At 64.3% G+C, this 23,804-nt stretch carries 18 protein-coding genes and 1 tRNA gene; 13 read left to right on the forward strand and 6 right to left on the reverse strand.

Annotated elements, in window-relative coordinates:
- Nucleotides 1–211: 211 nt before the first annotated feature.
- Nucleotides 212–288 (reverse strand) — tRNA-Arg (locus tag J6524_RS02390).
- Nucleotides 289–606: 318 nt separating this feature from the next.
- On the opposite strand from J6524_RS02390, the gene J6524_RS02395 reads away from it, so the two are divergent.
- The 9 genes from J6524_RS02395 to thrS all read left to right on the forward strand — a co-directional run bounded on the left by J6524_RS02395 (nucleotide 607) and on the right by thrS (nucleotide 14,720).
- Nucleotides 607–5,820, forward strand: a complete 5,214-nt coding sequence (locus tag J6524_RS02395) for an alpha-2-macroglobulin family protein (protein ID WP_225668682.1) — start codon at nucleotides 607–609, stop codon at nucleotides 5,818–5,820.
- Nucleotides 5,821–5,849: 29 nt separating this feature from the next.
- Nucleotides 5,850–7,967: a penicillin-binding protein 1C gene (pbpC, locus tag J6524_RS02400; protein ID WP_512699557.1), complete on the forward strand. Its 2,118-nt coding sequence runs from the start codon at nucleotides 5,850–5,852 to the stop codon at nucleotides 7,965–7,967.
- Between the two features lie 77 nt (nucleotides 7,968–8,044).
- On the forward strand, nucleotides 8,045–9,787 hold the full coding sequence (locus tag J6524_RS02405; RefSeq protein ID WP_225668684.1) for an ArnT family glycosyltransferase: 1,743 nt from the start codon (nucleotides 8,045–8,047) through the stop codon (nucleotides 9,785–9,787).
- A gap of 1 nt (nucleotide 9,788) precedes the next feature.
- On the forward strand, nucleotides 9,789–10,634 hold the full coding sequence (locus tag J6524_RS02410) for a phosphatase PAP2 family protein (protein WP_225668685.1): 846 nt from the start codon (nucleotides 9,789–9,791) through the stop codon (nucleotides 10,632–10,634).
- A gap of 72 nt (nucleotides 10,635–10,706) precedes the next feature.
- Nucleotides 10,707–11,450, forward strand: coding sequence for a glycosyltransferase family 2 protein (locus J6524_RS02415; protein WP_225668686.1), 744 nt, complete (start codon nucleotides 10,707–10,709; stop codon nucleotides 11,448–11,450).
- Complete coding sequence (locus tag J6524_RS02420; protein WP_225668688.1) at nucleotides 11,450–11,788, forward strand: lipid-A-disaccharide synthase N-terminal domain-containing protein; 339 nt, start codon at nucleotides 11,450–11,452, stop codon at nucleotides 11,786–11,788. Before J6524_RS02415 ends, J6524_RS02420 begins: the two co-directional genes overlap by 1 nt.
- Nucleotides 11,789–11,988: 200 nt before the next feature.
- Entirely contained in the window at nucleotides 11,989–12,234 is a 246-nt protein-coding gene (locus tag J6524_RS37570; protein WP_312002233.1) for a PilZ domain-containing protein, read from the forward strand.
- A gap of 168 nt (nucleotides 12,235–12,402) precedes the next feature.
- A complete protein-coding gene (locus tag J6524_RS02430; RefSeq protein WP_225668691.1) occupies nucleotides 12,403–13,233 on the forward strand; it encodes a tetratricopeptide repeat protein in 831 nt (276 codons plus the stop codon).
- A gap of 275 nt (nucleotides 13,234–13,508) precedes the next feature.
- Nucleotides 13,509–14,720 carry a threonine--tRNA ligase gene (thrS, locus tag J6524_RS02435; RefSeq protein ID WP_225668693.1) on the forward strand — a complete coding sequence of 404 codons (1,212 nt, stop codon included), beginning with the start codon at nucleotides 13,509–13,511 and terminating at the stop codon, nucleotides 14,718–14,720.
- Nucleotides 14,721–14,836: 116 nt separating this feature from the next.
- On the opposite strand, the gene J6524_RS02440 is transcribed toward thrS, so the two are convergent.
- From J6524_RS02440 to J6524_RS02460, 5 genes are all read right to left on the reverse strand, one after another.
- Nucleotides 14,837–16,120 carry a CpaE/TadZ family protein gene (locus tag J6524_RS02440; protein WP_225668694.1) on the reverse strand — a complete coding sequence of 428 codons (1,284 nt, stop codon included), beginning with the start codon at nucleotides 16,118–16,120 and terminating at the stop codon, nucleotides 14,837–14,839.
- Nucleotides 16,117–16,860: a CpaD family pilus assembly protein gene (locus J6524_RS02445; protein WP_225668695.1), complete on the reverse strand. Its 744-nt coding sequence runs from the start codon at nucleotides 16,858–16,860 to the stop codon at nucleotides 16,117–16,119. The genes J6524_RS02440 and J6524_RS02445 overlap by 4 nt, the downstream gene beginning before the upstream one ends.
- 40 nt (nucleotides 16,861–16,900) lie before the next feature.
- Complete coding sequence (locus tag J6524_RS02450; protein WP_225668696.1) at nucleotides 16,901–18,361, reverse strand: type II and III secretion system protein family protein; 1,461 nt, start codon at nucleotides 18,359–18,361, stop codon at nucleotides 16,901–16,903.
- A gap of 17 nt (nucleotides 18,362–18,378) precedes the next feature.
- The gene (cpaB, locus tag J6524_RS02455; RefSeq protein WP_225668697.1) at nucleotides 18,379–19,176 is read right to left on the reverse strand and encodes a Flp pilus assembly protein CpaB; all 798 of its coding nucleotides are present in this window, start codon (nucleotides 19,174–19,176) and stop codon (nucleotides 18,379–18,381) included.
- A gap of 237 nt (nucleotides 19,177–19,413) precedes the next feature.
- Nucleotides 19,414–20,076 carry a GntR family transcriptional regulator gene (locus J6524_RS02460; protein WP_225668698.1) on the reverse strand — a complete coding sequence of 221 codons (663 nt, stop codon included), beginning with the start codon at nucleotides 20,074–20,076 and terminating at the stop codon, nucleotides 19,414–19,416.
- Nucleotides 20,077–20,201: 125 nt separating this feature from the next.
- Between J6524_RS02460 and J6524_RS02465 the strand changes: the two genes are divergently transcribed.
- Genes J6524_RS02465 through J6524_RS02480 form a run of 4 tightly spaced genes read left to right on the forward strand, consistent with a single transcriptional unit; the run spans nucleotide 20,202 to nucleotide 23,801 of the window.
- Nucleotides 20,202–21,002 carry an enoyl-CoA hydratase/isomerase family protein gene (locus J6524_RS02465; RefSeq protein WP_225668699.1) on the forward strand — a complete coding sequence of 267 codons (801 nt, stop codon included), beginning with the start codon at nucleotides 20,202–20,204 and terminating at the stop codon, nucleotides 21,000–21,002.
- 8 nt (nucleotides 21,003–21,010) lie between these two features.
- Nucleotides 21,011–22,264, forward strand: a complete 1,254-nt coding sequence (locus tag J6524_RS02470; protein WP_225668700.1) for a CaiB/BaiF CoA transferase family protein — start codon at nucleotides 21,011–21,013, stop codon at nucleotides 22,262–22,264.
- Between the two features lie 51 nt (nucleotides 22,265–22,315).
- A complete protein-coding gene (locus tag J6524_RS02475) occupies nucleotides 22,316–23,308 on the forward strand; it encodes a tripartite tricarboxylate transporter substrate binding protein (protein ID WP_225668702.1) in 993 nt (330 codons plus the stop codon).
- A gap of 10 nt (nucleotides 23,309–23,318) precedes the next feature.
- Complete coding sequence (locus tag J6524_RS02480) at nucleotides 23,319–23,801, forward strand: tripartite tricarboxylate transporter TctB family protein (protein ID WP_225668703.1); 483 nt, start codon at nucleotides 23,319–23,321, stop codon at nucleotides 23,799–23,801.
- Nucleotides 23,802–23,804: the final 3 nt, after the last annotated feature.

Here is a 23,804-nt window from a genome sequence, read left to right on the forward strand (position 1 = left end):
TGGCGGACACGGCGCGACAGCGCACCAGCTCATGTCCTGGTTGGGCTGGCGCTACTCTGAGCGAAGCCGAGCGATACACCAAGGAAGCCGATCGGAAACGCCTCGCGGCGGAGGCGGCAAGGCTCATTACAGGAACAGGAATTGGCAAATCGGAAATCCAGTTTGCAAAAAAACGATAAGTCATTGAAAGGAAAGAAAGTGAAAACATGAGTGGCGATCCCGGCAGGATTCGAACCTGCAACCCGCGGAGTAGAAATCCGCTACTCTATCCAGTTGAGCTACGGGACCGTCCAGGCGACTGCCGGCTGGCAATCCCTTAAGGCCTATCTAGCACTGCCAATATGAAAAATCCGCTTTCCCGCCAAGACGGTCGAACCGATTTCCTTAAGGATGCGACAAAGCCAGACGGCGGGCCATAGCCTTGCGCCTGCCACTGACACATATGCCTGCCCGCCGGCTGCCGGTCAGGGTGGGTGGGACCGGTTGGACTGCCGAAATCATGCATGCGACCCTTTCGCAAGCCAGAGCGTTACCGCCATCAGTCCGTCACCTTTTCGCGCCTTTTTTGATCGTTACGCGGCTGATGTCCGCGGCAAGGAGCCCATCATGATCGGTTTGGTTCGCGCCACAGTGATTTGCGCCACGCTGGCGCTTGGCCTGACGGCGGCCGGGGCCGCGGACAAGGCGTTCAAGCGCGACGAGCTGGCCGATTCGGCCGTGAAGCTGGAGGCCCAGATCAAGAGCGAGGCCGGGCCGGTCGCAAAATCCTCCGCGACCCTGCGGGCCGATGCCGACGCCGCCTTCAGGCGCTCCGACTTCCGCGCGGGGTTGCAGATCCTGGGCCAGATCGCCGCCACCACGCCGGAAGACAGCGCCAACTGGCTAAAGCTCGCCAAGACCGTTTTCCAGATCCGCGCCGCCAGCTCCAGCGAACAGACCTTCCTGTATGAGCGCGCTGCTACCGCCGCCTACATCGCCTATCAGCGCGCCGGCAACCAGGCCGAGGAGGCCGATGCACTGGCCGTGCTGGGACGGGCGATGTCCGAGCGCAAGCTGTGGCGTCCGGCGCTCGACAGCTTGCGGATGTCGCTCGATATGCGCGAGGTCGCCGAGGTTCGCGGCCAGTATGAGAAGATGCGCGATCAGCACGGCTTCCGGCTGCTCGATTATAGTGTCGATTCCGACGGCGCCTCGCCGCGCGCCTGCTTCCAGTTCTCCGAAGAGCTCGCCAAGCGGGTCGACTTCACGCCATTTGTGGCGCAGGCCGGCACCGACAAGCCGGCGCTGACGAGCGAGGGCAAGCAGCTCTGCGTCGACGGGCTAAAGCACGGCGAACGCTACAACATCAATCTTCGCGCCGGCCTGCCGTCGACGGTGAAGGAGACGCTGCCGAAGTCGGCCGAATTCAACATCTATGTCCGCGACCGCAAGCCGTTCGTGCGCTTCACAGGCCGGGCCTATGTTCTGCCGCGCACCGGCCAGCGCGGCATTCCGCTGGTCAGCGTCAACACGCCCTCCGTGGACGTCAACGTGTTCCGCATCGGCGACCGCAACCTGATCAACACGGTGGTGGACAGCGACTTCCAGAAGGCGCTCTCGAGCTATCAGCTCTCCGATCTCGGCAACGAGCGCGGCGTCAAGGTCTGGTCCGGCGAGCTCGCGACTGCCTCGACGCTGAACCAGGACGTCGTGACCGCTTTCCCGGTCGACCAGGCGCTCGGCGATCTGCAGCCTGGCGTCTATGTGATGACGGCCGCGGCCAAGGGTCCCGGCAGCAGCGGCGACGATGACGGTTCGCTGGCGACGCAATGGTTCATCGTCTCCGACATGGGCCTGACGGCGTTTTCCGGCAATGACGGCATCCACGTCTTCGTCAATTCGCTGGCGTCGACCGAACCGGTCGCGAAGGCCGAAGTGCGGCTGGTCGCGCGCAACAACGAGATCCTGGCGACCCGCAAGACCGACGATGCCGGCCATGTGCTGTTCGAGGCTGGCCTCGCGCGCGGCGAGGGCGGGTTGTCGCCGGCGCTCCTCACGGTCGTGAGCGAGAAGGCCGACTACGCATTCCTCAGCCTGAAGACCAACGCCTTCGACCTCACCGACCGCGGCGTGTCGGGGCGGGTGATGCCTCCCGGCGCCGATGCCTTCGTCTATGCCGAGCGCGGGGTCTATCGCTCGAACGAGACCGTCTATCTGACCGCGCTGCTGCGCGACGGGCAGGGCAACGCCATGGCCGGCGGACCGCTGACGCTGGTGATCGAGCGGCCTGACGGTGTCGAGTTCCGCCGCGCCGTGCTGCCGGATCAGGGTGCGGGCGGGCGCTCCTTGGCAGTGCCGCTCAATTCCGCGGTGCCGACCGGGACGTGGCGGGTGCGGGCCTTTACCGATCCGAAGGGCTCCACCGTCGGCGAGACCACATTCATGGTCGAGGACTACATCCCCGAACGCATCGAGTTCGATATCTCGGCCAAGGAGAAGGTGATCAAGGCCGAGGCTCCGGTTGAACTGAAAGTCGCCGGCAAATTCCTCTATGGCGCGCCGGCCTCGGGCCTGCAGCTCGAAGGCGACATGCTGGTTGCGCCGGCAGCCGCCGGGCGCCCGGGCTATCCCGGTTATCAGTTCGGCGTCGCGGACGAAGAAAGCGCCTCCAACGAGCGCACCCCGATCGACAACCTGCCGGAGGCCGACGCCAACGGCGTTGCGATCTTCCCGGTGTCGCTCGCCAAGGCGCCGACGTCGACACGGCCACAGGAGGCACAGATCTTCATCCGCATGGTGGAGGCCGGCGGCCGCGCTGTCGAGCGCAAGCTCGTGTTGCCGGTGGCGCCAACGTCGGCGCTGATCGGCATCAAGCCGCTGTTCGGCGACAAGAGCGTCGCAGAGGGCGACAAGGCCGAGTTCGACGTCATCTTCGTCAGCCCGGAAGGTAAGCAATTGGCGCGCGATGGCCTGCGCTATGAACTCCTCAAAATAGAGTCCCGATATCAGTGGTATCGCCAGAACTCGTCCTGGGAATATGAGCCGGTCAAGTCAACCAAGCGCGTCGCTGACGGCGATCTGACGCTGACATCAGACAAGGCGGCGCGGGTATCTGTCTCGCCGGAGCCAGGCCGCTATCGCCTCGACGTCAAGTCGACCGAAGCGGATGGTCCGGTCACGTCCGTGCAGTTCGACGTCGGCTGGTACTCCGACGGTAGCGCCGACACGCCGGACCTTCTGGAAACCTCGATCGACAAGCCGGAATACGCCTCCGGCGATACGATGGTGGTGTCGGTCAATGCGCGCACCGCCGGCAAGCTGACGGTCCACGTGCTCGGCGACCGGCTGCTGACGACGCAGACCGTCGACGTCAAGGAAGGCACCCAGCAGGTCAAGCTCACCGTCGGCAGGGACTGGGGCACCGGTGCCTATGTGCTGGCGACGCTGCGCCGTCCGCTCGATGCGGCCGCCCTGCGCATGCCCGGTCGCGCGATCGGCTTGAAATGGTTCAGCATCGACAAAAAGACGCGCACCTTGCAGGTCGCCCTGTCGCCGCCGCCGCTGGTTCGTCCCGGCACCCGCTTGAAGATCCCGGTGAAGCTTGGCGGGCTCAATCCGGGCGAGGACGCCAAGATTGTCGTCGCCGCGGTCGACGTCGGCATCCTCAATCTGACCAATTACAAGCCGCCGGCGCCCGATGATTACTATCTTGGCCAGCGTCGCCTGACGGCCGAGATCCGCGACCTCTATGGCCAGTTGATTGACGGCATGCAGGGCACCCGCGGCCAGATCCGCACCGGCGGTGATACCGCCGGCGCAGAGCTGCAGGGCTCGCCCCCCACGCAAAAACCGCTCGCGCTCTATTCCGGCATCGTCACGGTCGGAGCCGACGGCACCGCCGAGATCGGCTTCGACATTCCGGAGTTCGCCGGCACCGCCCGCGTCATGGCGGTGGCATGGACTGCGAGCAAGCTTGGTCGCGCCACGATCGATGTCACCGTGCGCGATCCCGTGGTGCTGACGGCAACCCTGCCGCGCTTCCTGCTCAACGGCGACAAGGGCACGATGAGTTTTGACCTCGACAATGTCGAGGGCGCGCCCGGGGATTACAGCATCAGCGTGAAGACCTCGGGCCCGGTGAAAGTAACGGGCAATCCGACTACCACCATGAAGCTGGCCGCCAAGCAGCGGACCTCGATGTCGCTCGCGCTCGACGCCGGCGGCGCCGGCACCGCCAATATCGATGTCGATATCAAGGGTCCGAACGGCCTGACCCTGGCGCGGCATTATGCGCTCGATGTCAAGGCGGCGACGCAGGTGCTCGCGCGGCGCTCGATCCGGACATTGGCAAAGGGCGAGAGCCTGACGCTAAGCCCGGACATGTTCTCCGATCTCGTGTCGGGCACCGGCAGCGTGTCGCTGTCGGTCAGCCTCTCCACGGCGCTCGATGCGGCGACCATTTTGAAGGCTCTGGATCGCTATCCGAATGGATGCTCGGAGCAGATCACCAGCCGCGCGATGCCGCTGCTCTATGTCAACGACCTCGCGGCCGGCGCGCATCTGGCGATGGATACCGCCGTCGACCAGCGCATCAAGGACGCGATCGAACGCCTGCTGGCGCGGCAAGGTTCGAACGGCTCGTTCGGCCTGTGGTCGGCGGGCGGTGAAGACGCCTGGCTCGACGCCTACGTCACCGACTTCCTGACCCGCGCCCGTGAGAAGGGCTTTGCGGTGCCGGACGTGCTGTTCAAGAACGCGCTCGACCGCATCAGGAATTCGGTGGTCAACGCGAATGAGCCGGAAAAGGACGGCGGCCGCGACTTGGCCTACGGGCTCTACGTGCTCGCTCGCAACGGCGCGGCACCGATCGGCGATCTCCGCTATCTCGCCGACACCAAGCTGAACAATCTTGCGACGCCAATCGCGAAATCGCAGTTGGCGGCGGCGCTGGCCCTGGTCGGCGACAAGACGCGGGCCGAGCGGGTCTATGCTGCGGCGCTGGAAGCGCTGGCGCCAAAACCCGTGTTCGAGTTCGGTCGTGTCGACTACGGCTCGCAGCTGCGCGATGCGGCGGCGCTGGTCTCGCTCGCGAGCGAAGGCAACGCGCCGCGTGCGACGCTGACGCAGGCCGTCGCACGCGTCGAAGCGGCGCGGGGGCTCACGCCCTACACCTCGACGCAGGAGAATGCGTGGATGGTATTGGCTGCGCGGGCGCTGTCGAAGGAGACATTGTCGCTCGACGTCGATGGATCGCCGGTCAAGGCCGCCGTCTATCGCAGCTACAAGGCCGAGACGGTGGCCGGCAAGCCGGTCAAGATCACCAACACCGGTGACGCGCCGGTGCAGGCGGTGGTCTCGGTCTCGGGATCTCCGATCACGCCGGAGCCTGCGGCGTCCAACGGCTTCAAGATCGAGCGCAATTACTTCACGCTCGACGGCAAGCCGGCCGATGTCACCAAGGCCAAGCAGAATGATCGCTTCGCGGTGGTGTTGAAGATCACCGAGGCCAAGCCGGAATACGGACACATCATGGTGGCCGACTATCTGCCGGCCGGCCTCGAGATCGATAACCCGCGCCTGGTGTCGTCGGGTGATAGTGGCACCCTGGACTGGATCGAGGACGGCGAGGAGCCCGAGCATACCGAGTTCCGCGACGACCGCTTCACGGCGGCGATCGAGCGCGCCAGTGACGACCAGTCGGTGTTCACGGTGGCCTATATCGTGCGCGCCGTTTCGCCTGGCAAATACGTGTTGCCGCAGGCCTATGTCGAGGACATGTACAACCCCTCGCGCTACGGCCGCACCGGCACCGGCTCGGTTGAGGTGCGTCCGGCGAAATGAGCGAACAGCTGCGCCAACAACAGGAAAACGTGGATGGCCGGGGCAAGCCCGGCCATGACGGCGTTGGAAATGGGCGCCGCCGCTTTTTTCGGATCGCGGTCAGTCTCGCCTTCATCCTCATCGTACTCACGACCGCCTTCACCGGCTGGGTCGCCTCGCTCGGGTCGTTGCCGCTGGAGCAGGCGCGCAAGGTCTCGACGACCGTCGTCGACCGCAACAGCAAACTGTTGCGCGCTTATGCGATGGCAGACGGACGGTGGCGGCTGCCGGTCGAGGCGAAGACCGCGGTCGATCCCACCTATCTCAAGCTGCTGCTCGCTTATGAAGATCGACGCTTCTGGTCGCATGGCGGCGTCGATCCGCTGGCGCTCGGACGCGCGGCGCTGCAGTTCGCTGGCAACGGCCATATCGTTTCCGGCGGCTCGACGATCACGATGCAACTGGCGCGGCTGATGGAGCCGCGGCGCGAGCGCTCGGTCTATGCGAAACTCCGCCAGATGGTGCGCGCGGTTCAGCTTGAACAGCAACTGAGCAAGGACGAAATCCTCGATCTCTATCTGGCATTGGCCCCGTTCGGCGGCAACCTCGAAGGCATCCGCGCTGCTTCCATCGGATATTTCGGCAAGGAGCCGAAGCGGCTTTCACTAGCGGAGGCAGCCCTTCTGGTCGCGCTGCCGCAGTCCCCGGAACGCCGCCGGCTCGATCGTCATCCGGAAGCGGCGCGGGCTGCGCGCGATCGCGTGCTGGCGCGGATGGTCGAGGATGGCGTGGTGTCGAAGGAGGACGCGGCGCAGGCCAAAGCGGCCCCCGTGCCGCGGCTGCGCAAGCCGATGCCGATCTTGGCGCCGCATTCCTCCGATGCCGCGATGGTGACGGTAAAGGATACGCCGCTGATCAAGCTGACGCTGGATTCGAGCTTGCAGAAAACGCTCGAAGCGTTGGCGCACGACCGCGCGTTGGCGCAAGGGCCCGACATATCGGTCGCGATCATCGCGGTCGACAATGAAAGCGGCGACGTGCTGGCCCGCGTCGGCTCATCCGACTATTTCGACGAACGGCGTGCCGGGCAGGTCGACATGACGCGCGCGGTGCGCTCGCCGGGCTCGACGCTAAAGCCGTTCATCTATGGCCTCGCGTTCGAGGACGGCTTTGTGCATCCGGAAAGCCTGATCGACGACCGGCCCATTCGTTTCGGATCCTATGCGCCGGAAAATTTCGACATGACGTTTCAGGGTACGGTGCCGGTGCGCAAGGCGCTGCAGCTCTCGCTGAACGTGCCGGCGATCGCGCTGCTGGATCGCGTCGGCTCCAGCCGGTTGTCGTCGCGGCTGAAGCAGGCCGGAGGCAACCTCGTGCTGCCCCGGGATGAGGCGCCGGGCCTTGCGATGGGATTGGGTGGCGTCGGCGTCACATTGCAGGATCTGGCGCAGCTCTACGCCGGGCTGGCGCGGCTCGGCGCGGCGAAACCGCTGCGCGAAATCATGCTCGCCAAGGATGATCGCGAGCCGCTGCGGTTGATGGACCAGGCTGCCGCCTGGCAGGTCGGCAATGTACTGCTCGGCACGCCGCCGCCGGAAAACGGCGTGCATAGCAAGATCGCCTTCAAGACCGGTACCAGCTACGGCTATCGCGATGCGTGGTCGGTCGGCTTCGACGGCCGCATCACCATCGGCGTGTGGGTCGGGCGTCCCGATGGCGCGCCGGTGCCGGGACTCGTCGGCCGCACCGCGGCCGCGCCGATCCTGTTCGATGCCTTTGCGCGCACCGGCAAGATCCCGGCGGCACTGCCGAAGGCGCCGAAGGGCGCGCTGATTGCCGGCAATGCCAAGCTGCCGCTGCCGCTCAAGCGCTTCCGCCCCGTCGGCGAACTGATCCGCACCGGCAGCGATCAGATGCCGCGCATCCAGTTTCCGCTGAACGGCTCGCGGATCGATGTCGATCGTTCAGATGGCGGGCAGGGCGCACCAATGCCGGTCAAGGTTGCCGGCGGCGTGCTGCCGCTGACCATCATGGTCAACGGTACTTCGGTCGGCGAGATCGACAGCCGTCGCCAGCGCCTGGTCGATCCGCCGGGACCGGGCTTTGCCCGGCTGACGGTGATCGACGCGACGGGGGCGGCCGATACCGTGGTCATACGGGTACAGTGAGGAAAAACCCTCTGTTGACCACGGCTTAGGGGATTTGCGGTGTTGTTTGCAGTGCGGTTTCAGCGTATGCGAGCAGCATGGTCGAAACCTTGCACCCCCCACGCTTCGGAGCGGGCCAACAGCCTGTAAAACCTGCGCATTCTGGCCGCAGGGTCGCTGCTGTGTTCGACTTTGCGACCGCGAACCATTTGCGCACCATCCTGTTCCTGGTGCTTTGCGGCATCGTGCTGTTCCTGCCCGGTTTCTTCAACATTCCCGCGATTGACCGCGACGAGGCGCGGTTCGCGCAGGCAACTAAGCAGATGGTCGAAAGCGGCGATTTCGTCGACATCCGCTTTCAGGACGACGTCCGCTACAAGAAGCCGGTCGGCATTTATTGGCTGCAGGCGGCGGTCGTCGAAACGGCTTCCTCGCTCGGCTTGCCGCGCGCGCAGCTGCGCATCTGGCTCTACCGGATTCCTTCCCTGATCGGCGCCATCGGCGCGGTTCTCCTGACTTACTGGGCGGCGCTCGCCTTCGTCACGCGGCGCGGGGCAGCGCTGGCGGCGCTGATGATGTGCGCCTCCGTCCTGCTCGGCGTCGAGGCGCGGCTCGCCAAGACCGACGCGATGTTGCTGCTAACCGTCGTTGCCGCGATGGGCGCGATGGCGAGGGTCTACCTGTCCTGGCAGCGTGGCGAGGATCCGGCGCGCCCGCCCTGGGCGGCGCCCGCGATCTTCTGGACCGCGCTGGCCGGCGGCATCCTGCTCAAGGGGCCGCTGATCCTGATGTTCGTCGGACTGACCATCGTGGCGCTCGCGATCCTCGACCGTTCCGCGGCGTGGCTTTGGCGGCTTCGCCCGGTATGGGGGCTGATGTGGACGCTGGTGCTGGTCCTGCCATGGTTCGTGGCGATCTTCTGGCGGGCAGGCGAGCAGTTCTTCTCCAATTCGCTCGGCGGCGACATGCTGAGCAAGATTGGCGCGCAGGAATCCCATGGCGCGCCGCCCGGCCTTTATCTCCTGCTGTTCTGGGTCACGTTCTGGCCGGGCGCGGCACTGGCCGGAATGGCGGCGCCCGCGGTATGGCGCGCGCGGCGCGAGCCTGGCGCGCAATATCTGCTGGCATGGCTGGTCCCGTCATGGATCGTGTTCGAACTGGTGTTGACCAAGTTGCCGCACTACGTGCTGCCGCTCTATCCGGCGATCGCGATCCTCACCGCCGGCGCGCTTGAGCGCCGCGTGCTGTCGCGGTCCTGGCTGATGCGCGGCGCGGCATGGTGGTTTGCGATTCCGGCGCTGGCGTCAGTGATCGCGGTCGCCGGCGCCATCAAGCTGACGCACTACCCGGCGTTCCCGGCCTGGCCTTTCCTGGCGGCTTCGATGATCTTCGGGCTGATCGCCTGGTGGATGTTCGAGGACAGCCGCGCCGAGCGCTCGCTGCTCAATGCCGTGGTCGCAGCGATGTTTCTGGCGATCGGAATCTACGGCATCGTGATGCCGTCGCTGACAGCGATGTTTCCGAGCGCCGAGATCGCGCGCGCCCTTCGCAACGTCGTCTGCGTCGGGCCGAAGGCGGCTGCGGCGGGCTTCCACGAGCCGAGCCTTGTTTTCATGACCGGCACCGGCACGCTGCTGACCGATGGATCGGGCGCGGCCGATTTCCTGGGGCAGGGCAGTTGCCGCTTCGCGCTGATCGAGTCACGCACCGAGCGCGCCTTCGTGCAGCGCGCCGAGGCGATCGAGCTGCGCTACAACGTCGCCAAACGCATCGAGGGCTATAATATCTCTCAAGGCAAGGCGATCTCGATCGCCATCTTCCGCTCGGAAGGAACGGAGTAAGATGGCTGGGAGGGCCCTCGTCAGCGATTCCCAGAACTACTTTGCGCGCTTTGCGACGCTGAGCTGGCTGTCGCTGGCGCAGCTCGTGCGCTCGCCGTCGCATTCGCGGCGCGCGGAAGCCGGGCGACGAGCGGCGCGGCACGTGGTGTGGCTGACCGCAGGGCTCGGCGCCGCGATCATCGTGCTGATGTATGCGATCGATGCCTGGGAAATCGCTCAGATGCCGAAGCGCGGCACGCCCTCGCTGTGGTGGGTTCGCATCATCACCGATTTCGGCAAAGACGAATATGTGCTGGCGGTGCTCGGCGGATTGCTGATTGCGGTCGCGCTCGCCGCGCCCGCCTTGCGCGGCATTCAGCGATCGCTGCTGCTCGGTCTCGGGACGCGGCTGCAATTCCTCTTCCTTGCAGTAGCCGTTTCCGCGCTTGTGACTGAAGTGCTGAAATACAGCGTCGGCCGCGGCAGGCCCTTTGTCGGCGGCGAGGCCAATGCCTTCCTCTTCTCGCATTTTGCAGGACATCCGGCCTATTACAGTTTTCCCTCCGGGCATGCCACGACCGCCTTTGCGCTCGCATTCGCGGTGTCGTCGCTCTGGCCGGGCATGCGGTTTGCGATGGCCGTCTATGCCGTGATCATCGCCGGCACCCGCCTGGTGCTGCTGGCGCATCACCCGAGCGACGTCGTCGCCGGCGCGCTGGTCGGCATTATTGGCGCGATGTTCGTTCGCTACTGGTTTGCGGCCCGCAGGCTGGGGTTTGCGATTCAGCGCGACGGCAGCATTGTGCCGCTAGTCGGGCCCTCTTCGGGGCGCCTCAAAAGGGTTGCCCGCGGCGCTTTCGCCCCATAAAAGCGGACGCCGCCAGACGGCCCGATAGGCCCGGTTCCGAGCCCTTTTCAAACCAACCAGACGAGTGCCGATTTGACTCCTGCCGACAGAGACGCGGTCGCCGTTTCCATCGTTGTGCCGGTGCGCAACGAAGCGGAAAATGTCGCCCCGCTGATTGCGGAAATCATCGGCGCGCTCGATGGCCGCTGGAACTACGAGATCATCTACGTCAATGACGGCTCGACGGATGCGACCGCCGAGCGGCTGACTGACCTGATGAAGCGGCACCGCCAGCTCCGGCAGCTGCAACACACTGCTTCATCGGGACAATCGGCGGCGGTGCGCAGCGGTGTGCGGGCGGCGCGCGGCGCCATCGTCGCGACACTGGACGGCGACGGCCAGAACAACCCCGTGTTCCTGCCGGATCTGATCGCCGCCGTCGAAAATGGCGGCGGTCGCATCGGCCTCGCGGCGGGCCAACGGGTAGGACGCAAGGATACCGGTTTCAAGAAGCTGCAGTCGCGGATCGCCAACGGCGTTCGCAAGGCGATCCTGAAAGACGGCACCCGCGACACCGGTTGCGGGCTGAAGGCGTTTCCGCGCGAGGTATTCCTGTCGATGCCGTATTTCGATGGGCTGCATCGCTTTCTGCCGGCGCTGGTGCGCCGCGAAGGTTTTGAGATCGCCTATGTCGACGTGATCGACCGGCCGCGCCATTCCGGCGTGTCCAATTACGGCTTCTTCGACCGGCTGTGGATCGGAATCATGGATCTCGCCGGCGTGTGGTGGCTGATCCGCCGCAAGAAGCCGACCCCCGTTGCGACCGAGGTTTCCTGATGCTGATTCAATACGGGCAGGCGCTCGGCGATTACCTCTATGACGTCTTCGTCGCCAAGTTCGATTTCTGGCTGGCGTTTGGGCTGGTCGCGCAATTGCTGTTCACCGCGCGCTTTTTGGTGCAGTGGATCACCAGCGAACGCGTCGGGCAAAGCGTGGTGCCGATGGCGTTCTGGTTCTTCTCGATGGGCGGAGGGGTGATGACGCTGATCTACGGCATCGCCAAGCGCGAACCCGTGATCATCGTCGGCCAGTCTATGGCGACGATCATCTACATCAGAAACATCATGCTGATCGTGAAGAACCGCGCCACCGGCTCGAAGACGCTGGACCGCTGATCGGCGCCCCCGGACAATTTGCCGAAAATTGCGCTGCTGCAGGCGCGCTTTGCGGGCATCCCGGAGCTTCGGTTCGGTAAACGGAATTCGAATGCATCAGTTACATTGCGAACCGCCGCGCTAGGCCAATTCCAACGATTCTTCGGTAAAGCTGATCCCACCTTCGAGTAAATCACATCGAGCAGGGGTCAGGGACTGACATGTTGGCAGCGAATCGCCGCAGAAGCGAACGACGTGCGTGCAGAAACTTTGCGAAAATACAGTTTGCCAGCGGATTGCCGCGCGACTGCATGATCACGGACATGTCGGATGGTGGTGTGAAGATCATCGCCGAATATCCCGAGATTCCTCCCGAATTCACGGTGATCTTTTCGGAGGGAAGGCCGCGTCAGTGCCGGTTGGCATGGCGGATCGGCTGCGAGTTCGGCGCGCAATTCCTCGACTAGACGGCTTTGAGCCGCCGCCCGGCCGGCGGGTTCGGGCCAACGCGAACGTTCGACGGCGAGGAGCCGTCGACGAAGGTCACGCGTTACCATGATACGGACGAATTTAACCTGAATTTAGGGTTAAGCTGGGAACACTGCTGGGCAGTTGCCGCCGTGAGTCCCAGCTACATGTTCCAGAAGTTGTCCCATCCGCCTCGCGCCGCGCGGCTTCTTGCGTGCACATCCAGCTTGATGCTGGCGTTGGGGCTTGGCGGCTGCCAGACCTCGGGACTGTCAGACGTTACCGGTTCGATCGACGAGAAGGCCGAGGTCAGCAGCCGCGCCGGTGACCCGCGCCGCGACATCGAACTCTATCAGGAGCGCTATCGTGCCAATCCGAAGGATGCCGACGCGGCGCTAAAATATGGCAAGGCGCTCCGCGCGACCGGACAGCGCTCGCAGGCGGTCGCTGTGCTCGAGCAGGCCTCCATCGCTCACCCAGGCAACAAGCTTTTGCTCGCCGCCTACGGCCGTGCGCTGGCCGATAACGGCAATTTCCAGCAGGCCTTCGACGTGCTTGGCCGTGCCCACAGCCCCGACGATCCGGATTGGCGCCTGCTCTCGGCGCAGGGTGCGACGCTGGATCAGCTCGGCCGCTACGAGGAGGCTCGGCAATATTATGCGAGCGCGCTGAAAATCGCCCCCGACCAGCCATCGGTGCTGTCCAATCTCGGATTGTCCTACGTGCTTTCGAAAGAACTGCCCAAGGCCGAGGAGACGCTGCGCCGAGCCCACAGCATTGGCGGAAGCGATCCGCGCGTACGAGCCAATCTGGCGCTGGCGGTTGGCCTGCAAGGCAACCTTGCCGAAGCGGAGAAGATCGCGAAGGCTGATCTACCGCCAGCCGAGGCGGCCGCTAATGTCGCGCAATTGAAGCGAATGCTGTCGCGCAAGGATAAGGAAGACGCGCGGGCCGAGGCCGGCAAGATGCCGATCGCTGCGGCCCGACGTTCCGACTAGGGCGTAGACTCATGTCCCCGCGCATCACCCATATTCCGCGCCGCCAAGCGGCTGGCGTTGACGCCTGAGCATTTTGCCGCCATATACAGAGCATGATTAAGCTTCGATCAGCCGCATTGACCACCACCGCGACCGCTTACGGCGGATCGCCTGCTGGCTGCGCGCGCTAAGAGACAAGCGTACTTCACCCAGAAAAAGGCCCCGCCGGCGACGGATGGGGCCTTTGGTTTTTGCTGGTCCCTGTCCGCGCTTTTTCCCATCAAAGGAACATAGCCATGGACGATCTCGACCACAGAAACCTCGGCGTGAAGCTCAAACTCTGGCACCTTCAGGAAGATGCGCCGGGCATGGTGTTCTGGCATCCGCGCGGCTACGCGGTCTATCGGGTGCTGGAGGACTATGTCCGGCGCAAGATGCGCCGAGCCGGCTATGCCGAAGTCCGGACGCCACAGTTGCTGCCAAAGGAGTTCTGGGGCCGCAGCGGCCACTGGGACAAGTTCGGCGAGCATATGTTCCGGGTCGACGACGGCGAGCAGGCGATGGCGCTGAAACCGATGTCGTGCCCGTGCCACGTGCAGATCTTCAACAAGGGGCTGCGCTCGTGGCGGGAGCTTCCGATCCGCTATGCCGAGTTCGGCGCTTGCCACCGCAATGAGCCTTCCGGTTCGCTCCACGGCATCATGCGGACGCGCGCCTTCGAGCAAGATGATGCCCATGTGTTCTGCCGCGAGCAGCACGTGGAGGACGAAGTCGCGCGCTTCATCACCCTGCTTGACGAGGTCTACCGAGAGCTCGGCTTTCCCAACTACGAGGTGGCGTTGGCGACGCGGCCGGCGGTGCGCGCAGGTGACGAAGCGACTTGGGACTGGTCAGAGGCGAAGCTCGGCAATGCCGCGCGGCAATGCGCTCTCGTGCCTCAAATTAATCCCGGCGACGGTGCATTCTACGGACCGAAGCTGGAATTCGCGCTGCGCGACCGGCTGGGACGATCCTGGCAGTGCGGCACAGTGCAACTCGACGCCGTGCTGCCGCGGCGGCTCGAAGCATCCTACGTCGCCCCGGACGGCAGCCGCGCGTGGCCCATGATGATCCACCACGCCATCTTCGGATCGCTCGGCCGCATGATCGCGATCCTGCTCGAGCACCATGGCGGCGCGCTTCCGTTCTGGCTGTCACCGGACCAGGTCGCGGTCGCGCCGATCTCGAAAGACCAGGCCGGATACTGCGCGGACGTTCTGGCGGCGTTCGAGGATGCCGGGATCCGGGCCGTTGCCTATGACGGCGCAGATACTCTTTCGCGGCGCATCGTGGCGGCGCATGAAATTGCGGTACCGGTGATGGCTATCGTCGGCGAGCGCGAGATGAGGGACGGCCGAGTGAGCCTGCGCGAGCGCGACGGCTCACAGGCCGACGTTCCGCTAACCAAGGCGGTGTCCCGCCTGCAGGCGAGGGCCCGGCCGGACGCCCTTAAGGCCGAAGCCTTGTAGCCCGCGGACGGTGGATGCCAGGCGAGCAGGCCTAGCGGATAGATTTATGGGGCCACGGCTTAGGGCCTAGCTATCGGTTTTAATTGAGCAGAACCGATAACTTGGTTTGTTCTGTCTCACGCCCTGCGGGCCGTGGCGCCCTGCAGCTTCTTGATGATCGGCGTGAGGAACGAGGCCCGTGACCGCTTGGTCACGGCATGGCCCGTCATCCGCTGCGCGATCTGCAGGAACATCTGTGTGGTGCGGTGCCTGGCCGAGATCTGCGCGATCATCTGGCCGTTATTGGCAGCCGTGCCGAACATCTTCGAATCGAACGGAATGGCGGCGATCGGCTGACTCTCGATCGCCTTGGCGAATTCGCGCACGGAGATTTCGGGACGCTTGTGCATGCCGACCTGGTTGAGGCAGTAGAGCGGCGGGCGATCGTTCGGCCGCGCCGCCTTCAGCACGTTCAGCATGTTCTTGGTGTTGCGCATATTGGCGAGATCGGGCTCGGCGACAATCAGGATGTCGTCCGCGCCGACCAGCGTACGCTTGGTCCACGCCGACCATTGATGGGGGACGTCGAGCACGATGCAGGGCGTCGTCATTCGCATCGTATCGAAGATGGCATCGAACGCGTCGGCGCCGAAATCGTAGACCTGGTCCAACGTGGCCGGCGCCGCCAGGAGGTTGAGGCGGTCGGTGCATTTCGACAGCAGACGCTCCATGAGGGCTGAGTCCGGCCGCTCCTGTTGGAAGACGGCGTTGGCAATGCCTTGGACCGGGTCCTGGTTGTAGTCGAGGCCTGCGGTGCCGAAGGCGAGGTCGAGATCGATCACGACGGAATCGAGTGCGAGGTCGCGGGCGATCGCCCAAGCCACGTTGTGCGCGACGGTGGATGAGCCGACGCCGCCCTTGGCGCCGACAACGGCGACGATGCGGCCGACGGCCACGGCCTCGGATGCCGCGTAGAGGCCGCAGATCGCGCGCACGACATCGATCGGCTCGACCGGTGCGGTGATGTAGTCGCTGACGCCGCGCCGCACCAGCTCGCGATAGGGCGTGACGTCGTTGGCGCTGCCGATCACGACGACGCGGGTGCCGGCGTCGCAGACGGTCGCGAGTTCATCGAGCCCTTCGAGGATATCGCTGCCTGGTTCGCTCTCGATCAGGATGACGTTCGGTGTTGGCGCTTTATGATAGGCCTCGATGGCGGCTGCAATGCCGCCCATGTGAACGGTAAGGTGGGCCTTGCCGAGCCGGCGGTCTTCGCTTGCCGCGCGCACCGCGGTTGCGACCGCGACGCTGGCGCAAAAGGCCTGAACTGAAACGCGCGGCGCCGGCGAGATATATTCTTCGGGCTTCGTCGGCGTCTCGTCCACTTGATCGTCGGAGTTTTGAAAAACGCGGCTGATCATTTGCCTGTATCGCTGAGTTTGGCTTTGTCGGCTTCGGGGTAGGTGGTCTCGGTCGCTTGACCCTTGCGGTATTTTTCAAAGGCGATATTGCGCCGGGACGTATAGGCGACGCTTTCGGGACGCGGCTGCTCGAGGTCCGCCGGATTGTCGATCATAGCGGCGAGGTTGCGCTGGGTCGCACAGCCGAAATTGTGGTAGGGGCGGTTTTCGTTGTAGGCGACGTTGTCGATGTTCGGCCCGAGATCTTGCGGCCACAGCCCGCATGGACCGGCGACAGCCGAAATTTTCGGATAGCTCAGCCTGATCGTCGGCAGCGTGCGGGCATCGTCGGGGTAGTAGTGACGCAGCGTGATGGCGCGCGAAGGCACGCCGCCCGCCATCAGGACCGTCCGGATTTCCTGGTAAGACGCCGCAGCCGCGCGCGCGTTCGCCGTGCCGATCGGGACCTCGGCGATGATCGCTCCGGTGCCTTCGCGCATCCAGTTGTGCGCCAGGCCCATGACGTCGGTGCGCTGCGGCCCGGAGAGGCCGCCGCGGTTGCGGCCGACGAACACGACGATCGACTGGTCGGCTTCGGTCACCGCAATCGGATGACGGTGGCGATAATCATAAGGCACGCTCGCGGTCGTCACGACTTCCGTAGACTGCCACGTGCAAGCGCCGAGCGCCGCCGAACAGCCGAGGAGGGCGCCAAGCAGCCCCACGACCTTGACCCGTTGGAGCGGTGTTCTCGTTATCATCGTTTTGTCCTCGTCCCCACGCGCTGAACAGTGCTGCGTTTCAATCAATGATGAAGCCAAAATTGCCTTGGACACCGGCGACGGGATCGACGCGGGCGGCGACGCCGTAGATTCGGTTGATGCGCCCGAGCAGCGCGGACTGGGAATCGGATGCCGGTGCGAATCCGTCATCGGGACGCGACAGCTCCTTCTGCGCGACCGCGCGGACGACATAGGGCGTCACCAGCACCATCAGTTCGGTCTGGTTGTTGACGAAGTCCTGGCTGCGGAACAGTTGGCCCAGAACCGGCAATTGATCGAGCCCGGGCAGGCCGTTGATGGCCTGCTTCGTTTGCTCCTGGATCAGGCCGGCCATTGCCATCGAGCCGCCAGAGGGGATTTCCAGCGTCGTCTCGGCGCGGCGGGTCTTGATTGAGGGAATCGTCGTTCCACCCTGGCCGCCAGTCAAAGCGTTTTCGGTCGAGACTTCCGAAACTTCCGTCATCACGCGCAGGCTGATCCGTCCCTCGGACAGGACGACCGGCGTGAAGTTGAGCGAGATGCCGAATTTCTTGAAGCTGACGGTCTGGACGCAATTTCCGATGCCGCCCCCCGCTGTTGTTTGGCAGCTTACGCCGGTCGGAATGGGAAATTCGCCGCCTGAGATAAACGTTGCAGATTCGCCTGATATCGCTGTGAGATTGGGTTCGGCGAGCGTCTTCACGACACCGGCCTTTTCCATCGCGCGAAGCACTGCCTGGACCGACGGCATCGTGCCGGCTGCGATGCCCAGGCCATTGCCGGGCACGAGGGGTGCGTTGTTTGCAGTGAAGGGATTGGTATTGTTGAAATTCACGGTCGTATTGCCGACATTCAATTGGGCGCTGAGATCGATGCCCAGTTGTTTGACGACATCCCGCCGGACTTCCGCGACAGTAACCTTCAACATCACCTGATCGCGGCCGCGAACGACGATCGAATTGACGACCTTCTCGGACCCGCCCACCAGCCGCGCAGCGATCTCGCCGGCCTGCTGGGCTTCGACTGGGCTCGACACCGTGCCGGTCAGCACCACGCTATCGCCGACGCCCTCGATCTGGATTCCCGGCAGCGACTGCCGCAGCGTGGCGCGCACGCCGTTGAGGTCGCGCTTGACCGCGATGTCGTAGGACGCGACCTGCTGACCGTCGGCATCGAAGAACACCACGTTGGTCTGGCCGACCGCAGCGCCGATGATGTAGGCACGCTGCGAAGAGCGAACGACGGCGTTGGCGATCTTCGGGTCAGCGACCAGCACATCCTTCACATCGCGCGGCAGATCGACGACCACGGATTTGCCGATGCCGAGCGACAGGAAGCGCATCTTGGCCGGGCTGATGGCGGAGGTCGTCACCGGATCCTTGTCGGACTCGGCTGCGACGACGGGCAGCAACGGGCCGAGCGTCAGCGCGGCGACGGCCGACAATAACAGGCTGCGTCCCAGCACAGCCCGCATCGCTGACTTATTATCCCCAAACTTCATTTCTGGCGTCCTTTCGGTCACTTCTGTGCCGTCGTTGGATTGGCGACCCCGTAGCGAACCACGTTGACGCTCTCGCTTCGTTTCTTGATCTGTTCCTCGATCGCGCCTTCTGGCTCGTTGACATCGGTGATGCTGCGCAGCGCGAGCGTCAGCGAGCCGCTCTGGCGCGCGCGCGCCAGCGTCTCGGCGTGCTCGGGTTTCAGTTCGAGTGTGGCGGTGCGGCCGACGAGGGAGTTGCTGCCCTCTTTTTCCTTCGGCGCCTGATCGATCGCCAGCACGCGGATATTTGAGAAAATGATTTCCGATTGGACGACGTCTGGTCCCCTGCCGTCTGGATTCTTCTCGCGCTTGGAAAGGATGACGTCGACGCGGTCGTTGGGCAGGATGAAGCCGCCGGCGCCGGTTTCTGGCGAGATCTCGGTCGAGATCGCGCGCATGCCGCTCGGCAGGATGGCGGCCATGAAGCCGGAGCCGTTGGCCTTGACCAGCTTCTGCTCGCGGATCGGTTCGCCCGCGAAGAAGGGCGTGCGTGCGATCGAGCCGGCAATTTCCGTGATGGCGTCGGCCCTGCCGGCGCGGTTGATCAGATTGTTGCCGGCAGTTGAGGCCGGCCAGGTCTGCCATTGCAGGTCTTCGGGCTTGACCGCCTGGCCGAGTCCGATGTCGGACTTGGCGACCAGAATTTCCACTGTCGGGAGTTGTGCGACCGGTTCGGTCGCCGGGTGGGATTTTTCGTCCGTGCCCCGGGCGAGATAGGCGGCGACACCGCCGGCACTCAACGCGATGGCTAGAACGACGACACGTGCGATGTTCATACGCTTACGATCTACTCTTACGCAGGGATGCCCATCCAACGCAGCCATCCCGTAAGAATGACTAGGCATCAAAGGTATAAGGGAACTTGAGGCCTGAGGTTTTTGGTCGATCGGAAAGCGGGATTCACCGTCATGGTGAACGACTGGTTAGCGTTCGGAAGCAGCCACTCCGCATAAATCCGTAGGTGGCGGTGTGTGCTCCGCCACCGCTCCGACCGGACTTCAGGACCGGCGCTGCTAGGATGCGCGAGCCTGTTCTAGAGGTTCGGTCTCTGCGAAGCCGGCCTGCAAGACCTCTTCGCGCTTGTGGCGCAGATGCGCGCGCAGGATATGCGACAACCCCACGCCGTCGCGGCGTTGCAGTGCATTGAGGATCGCTTCGTGCTCCTGCACCGCCAGCGCCCAGCGCCGTGGTGTCATCGGCGTGACGTAGCGCGCACGGCGAATGCGGGCCGTGACTAACTCATAGAGGCCCGAGAGCACCGGATTGCCGGCCGCGGCGATGATCGCCTCGTGGATATAGCGATTGCAGCGATAGTACTGCAGGAGGTCGTGCTCCCCGTAATGCCGCACCATCGCGGCATGAGCGGCGGCGACGTCGGCGATCTCGGCATCCGTGATGCGCTCGCAGGCGAGTTCTCCCGCCAGCGCTTCAAGTCCCTGGCACACCTCGAACAGGTCGCGCATGTCCTTGTCGGTCAGCCGCGCCGCGCGCGAGCCGCGGTTCGGCAGCAACTGAACCAGGCCTTCGGCCGCTAGCACCTTGAGGGCCTCTCGTAGCGGCGTCCGGGAGATCTGCAGCTTTTCACAGAGGTCGCGTTCGGGGATCCGCGCGCCCGGTGGAATCTCGCCGTCGAGCAACATGGCGCGGACGCGGCCTACTACTTCCTCATGAAGCATCGCCGTAAAAATCCAATTTGAATGCAAAACTGGCTATATCACCCCAATAATGTCAGTTCCAGCTTGATAAAACGGATTTTTGCATTCAGAATTGGTAAAAATCGATTAAAGAAAGGGCCGTCGGGATGGAACTGGACGTAGCGGTACGGGAGGGTGATCTCCTGTTTTCCCTCGATGACGGCATCGGCCGGGTGACCTTCAACCGCCCCCAGGCGCGCAATGCATTCACTTTCGAGGTGTACGAGCGGCTGGCGGAGATCTGCGAGCTCGCCAACCGCGACCGTGCCATCAAGGTGCTGCTGCTGCGAGGGGCCGGCGACAAGGCGTTTGCCGCGGGCACCGACATCAATCAGTTTCGTGCCTTCAAGGCGCCGCAGGATGCGCTCGACTACGAGAACCGTATAGACCGCGTGCTCGGCATCCTCGAAACATGCCGCGTGCCGACCATTGCCGCCATCAACGGCGCCTGCACCGGCGGCGGCGCGGGCATCGCGGCCTGCTGCGATCTGCGCATCGGCACAAAGAGCACACGGATCGGATTTCCGATCGCGCGCACCCTCGGCAACTGTCTGTCGATGTCGAATGTCAGCCGCATTACCGCGTTGATCGGTCCGGCGCGGGTCAAGGATCTGATCTTCACCGCACGGCTTGTCGAAGCCCAGGAGGCGGCCTCGCTCGGCCTGCTCAACGAGGTCGTCGATGATCTCACGGCGCTTGACACGCGCGCCGACGAGATCGCGCGGCTCGTTGCCGGCAATGCGCCGCTGACGCTGAGCGCGACCAAGCAGGCGGTCGCGCGCTTACAGAAACGGCTGACGCGCGAGGAGGGCGAGGACCTCATCCTGATGTGCTACACCAGCCAGGATTTCCGTGAAGGGCTCGATGCGTTTCTTACCAAGCGCCCACCGCAATGGCGCGGCCAATAGGAGCCCTCATGTCCGTTCAAGACGATACGCCGCTGCGTTCGGGGCCGCTCGCCGGCCTCAAGGTCATCGATCTCACCCATGTGATGGCGGGGCCGACCTGCACGTTGATGCTCGCCGACATGGGCGCCGACGTCATCAAGATCGAGAAATGGCCAAATGGCGACGACACGCGGCACTCGGTGCCACCGAAGATCGGCGACGAGGCGGCCTCCTTTTTGATGATGAACCGCAACAAGCGGGGCATCGTGCTCGACTTGAAGACCGCAGGCGGCAAGGAGGTGCTGCGGCGGCTGATCGCCGGCGCCGACGTGCTGGTCGAGAATTTCGCGCCGGGCGCGATGGAGCGGCTCGGCTTCGGCTATCAGGAGCTGCACCGGGATTTTCCGGCGCTGATCTATTGCTCGCTGTCCGGTTTCGGTCGCACCGGCCCGTACAAGCATCGCCGCGGCTTCGATCTGGTCGCCCAGGCGATGAGCGGCATCATGAGTTTTACCGGCGAGCGGCCGGACGGCCCTCCAGTCAAATGCGGGCCGCCGCTCTCAGACATCACCGCCGGTCTGCTGGCGTGCATGGGAATCCTCGCCGCATATTCGCACCGGCTCAAGACCGGGGAAGGGCAATGGGTGGAGACCTCGCTCTACGAGGCGGCGCTGGTGCAGACCTATTGGCAGTCGACGATCGCGCTTGCGAGCAATGTGGCGCCGCGCGCCATGGGCTCGGCCCATCCGCTCAACGCGCCGTATCAGGCGTTCGAGGCATCCGATGGCTGGCTGGTGGTCGGGGGCGCCAACAAAAAGCACTGGCTGCTGATGCTCGAGGCGCTTGGCGCGCCGGAGCTGGCTTCCGACCCGCGCTTCGTCAACGGCTCCGACCGCATGGCAAATCTGAAGGAGCTCGAAGCCGAACTGAGCGCACGCTTCCGCAAGCACACGCGGGCGCATTGGCTCACGGCGCTTGACGAGAAGGGCGTGCCCTGCGGCCCCGTACACGACATGCTGGAAGCGTTGAACGATCCGCAGACGCTCGCGCGCGACATGGTGGTCGAGGTCGAACATTCGACACTCGGACCGGTCAAAACAATTGGACTGCCGATCAAATTCTCGGCGACTCCCGGCAAGGTACGTTCGGGCGCGCCGGTTTATGGCGAGCACACGCGCGAGGTACTGCGTGAACATGGATTTGATCAGGCGCAGATCGATGCGCTTGAGCGGGAGGGCGCGATCGTTGCGGCCTCGGCCGGCCGCAAGGAGCAGGTCGCCTGACAATGAGCTGAAAATACGAACGACAACAAGAATGACTACCCGGAGGAAGCCATGAAGATCGCGTCAAAACTCCTGCTGTCCACGGCAGCTCTTATGCTCGCCGGCGCGCTTCCGGCGGCCGCGGCGTGGAAGCCGCAGAAGCCGATCGAGTTCGTCGCAACGGCGGGGCCGGGTGGCGGGACAGACAATCTCGCGCGTGCCGTCCAGAGCATCATTACCAAGTACAAGCTGACCGACCAGCCGGTGGTAGTCGTCAACAAGGGCGGCGGCAGCGGGGCGGAGGGTTATATCTACGGCAAGGCGTCCGCCGGCGATCCGTACAAGGTGATCTTCGGCACCTCGAATGCGTGGCAGCAACCGCTCGTCTCCAAGGTCGCTTTCAACTATACCGATCTCACCCCAATCGCCGCCATGGCGCAGGACGAGTTCTTGCTGTGGGTGAAGCAGGACGCGCCCTACAAGACCGTGGGCGACTTTCTCAAGGCCGCGGCCGCATCCGAGTTCAAGATGGGCGGGGCGCAGTCCAAGGACACCGACGAGGTGTTGACGCGGATGATCGAGAAGGCGGCGCGCGTCAAGTTCACCTACATTCCCTTCAAGAGCGGCGCAGAGGCTGCCGTGCAGTTGGCCGGTGGCCATATCGATGCCCACGTCAACAATCCCTCTGAGAGCCTCGGGCAATGGCGCGGCAGCACCCAGCGCCCGCTCTGCGCCTTCAGCCCGAAGCGGCTGCCGCAGGGGCCGAAGGTCACGACATCAGAGGGGTGGAGCGATGTGCCGACCTGCGTCGAACAGGGGCTCGCGATTTCGCAATACGAGCAGCCGCGCACGGTGTGGCTCCCTGGCAAGGTCAGCCCGGAGCAGGCAGCCTTCTACGTCGATCTCATGAAGCAGGTGCAGGCGACGCCGGAATGGAAGGAATACATCGAGAAGACCTCGCAGGTTGATACCTTCCTGACCGGCGCTGCATTCGACGATTTCATCAAGAAGGATCTCGAACACGTCAAGCAGGTCGCGGGCGAACAGGGCTGGCTGGTGAAGTAGGCGGGAAGCGATGATATCACGACGGGCGCTCGAGATCGCCGCCGCGGCGCTGACCGGTATTTTCGGTGTTGTGGTCATCATATCCAGTATCGACAACGGCATCGGCTGGTCGAGCGCCGGCGTTGACGCCGGCACATTTCCGTTCCTGACCGGCGTCATCATCGTGCTCGGCAGCCTTTACAACGTTGCTCACGGCGCGCTCGGCCGCGGCACCCTCGCAAATGTCAGGATAGCCATCACGGCGACCGAGGTTCGCCGCCTCGCGGGACTGTTCGTTCCGGCCGCGATTTTCGTTGCCGTCATTCCGCTGCTTGGGATGTATCTGGCCTCGGCGGGCTACGTTTTTGCGGTTCTGGCGTTGCCAAGGCGGCAACCGGTCTTGCGCGCGCTCGTCATCGGAGCGGCTACGCCGCTTGCGCTTTACATCGTGTTCGAGCGCATGTTCCAGGTGTCGCTGCCGCACGGCGCGCTCGCTGCCGCGTTCGGTTTCTAGGAG

This window comes from Bradyrhizobium hereditatis, from assembly GCF_020329435.1.
GTDB lineage: Bacteria > Pseudomonadota > Alphaproteobacteria > Rhizobiales > Xanthobacteraceae > Bradyrhizobium > Bradyrhizobium hereditatis.

Coding starts and splice junctions, on each gene's coding strand:
- J6524_RS02405 (WP_225668684.1), top strand. CDS start 8,045: ATGGTCGAAACCTTGCACCCCCCACGCTTCGGAGCGGGCCAACAGCCT.
- J6524_RS02410 (WP_225668685.1), top strand. CDS start 9,789: ATGGCTGGGAGGGCCCTCGTCAGCGATTCCCAGAACTACTTTGCGCGC.
- J6524_RS02465 (WP_225668699.1), top strand. CDS start 20,202: ATGGAACTGGACGTAGCGGTACGGGAGGGTGATCTCCTGTTTTCCCTC.
- J6524_RS37570 (WP_312002233.1), top strand. CDS start 11,989: ATGTTGGCAGCGAATCGCCGCAGAAGCGAACGACGTGCGTGCAGAAAC.
- J6524_RS02460 (WP_225668698.1), bottom strand. CDS start 20,076: ATGCTTCATGAGGAAGTAGTAGGCCGCGTCCGCGCCATGTTGCTCGAC.
- J6524_RS02395 (WP_225668682.1), top strand. CDS start 607: ATGATCGGTTTGGTTCGCGCCACAGTGATTTGCGCCACGCTGGCGCTT.
- J6524_RS02440 (WP_225668694.1), bottom strand. CDS start 16,120: ATGATCAGCCGCGTTTTTCAAAACTCCGACGATCAAGTGGACGAGACG.
- J6524_RS02420 (WP_225668688.1), top strand. CDS start 11,450: ATGCTGATTCAATACGGGCAGGCGCTCGGCGATTACCTCTATGACGTC.
- J6524_RS02480 (WP_225668703.1), top strand. CDS start 23,319: ATGATATCACGACGGGCGCTCGAGATCGCCGCCGCGGCGCTGACCGGT.
- cpaB (WP_225668697.1), bottom strand. CDS start 19,176: ATGAACATCGCACGTGTCGTCGTTCTAGCCATCGCGTTGAGTGCCGGC.
- J6524_RS02450 (WP_225668696.1), bottom strand. CDS start 18,361: ATGAAGTTTGGGGATAATAAGTCAGCGATGCGGGCTGTGCTGGGACGC.
- J6524_RS02475 (WP_225668702.1), top strand. CDS start 22,316: ATGAAGATCGCGTCAAAACTCCTGCTGTCCACGGCAGCTCTTATGCTC.
- J6524_RS02430 (WP_225668691.1), top strand. CDS start 12,403: ATGTTCCAGAAGTTGTCCCATCCGCCTCGCGCCGCGCGGCTTCTTGCG.
- J6524_RS02445 (WP_225668695.1), bottom strand. CDS start 16,860: ATGATAACGAGAACACCGCTCCAACGGGTCAAGGTCGTGGGGCTGCTT.
- J6524_RS02470 (WP_225668700.1), top strand. CDS start 21,011: ATGTCCGTTCAAGACGATACGCCGCTGCGTTCGGGGCCGCTCGCCGGC.
- thrS (WP_225668693.1), top strand. CDS start 13,509: ATGGACGATCTCGACCACAGAAACCTCGGCGTGAAGCTCAAACTCTGG.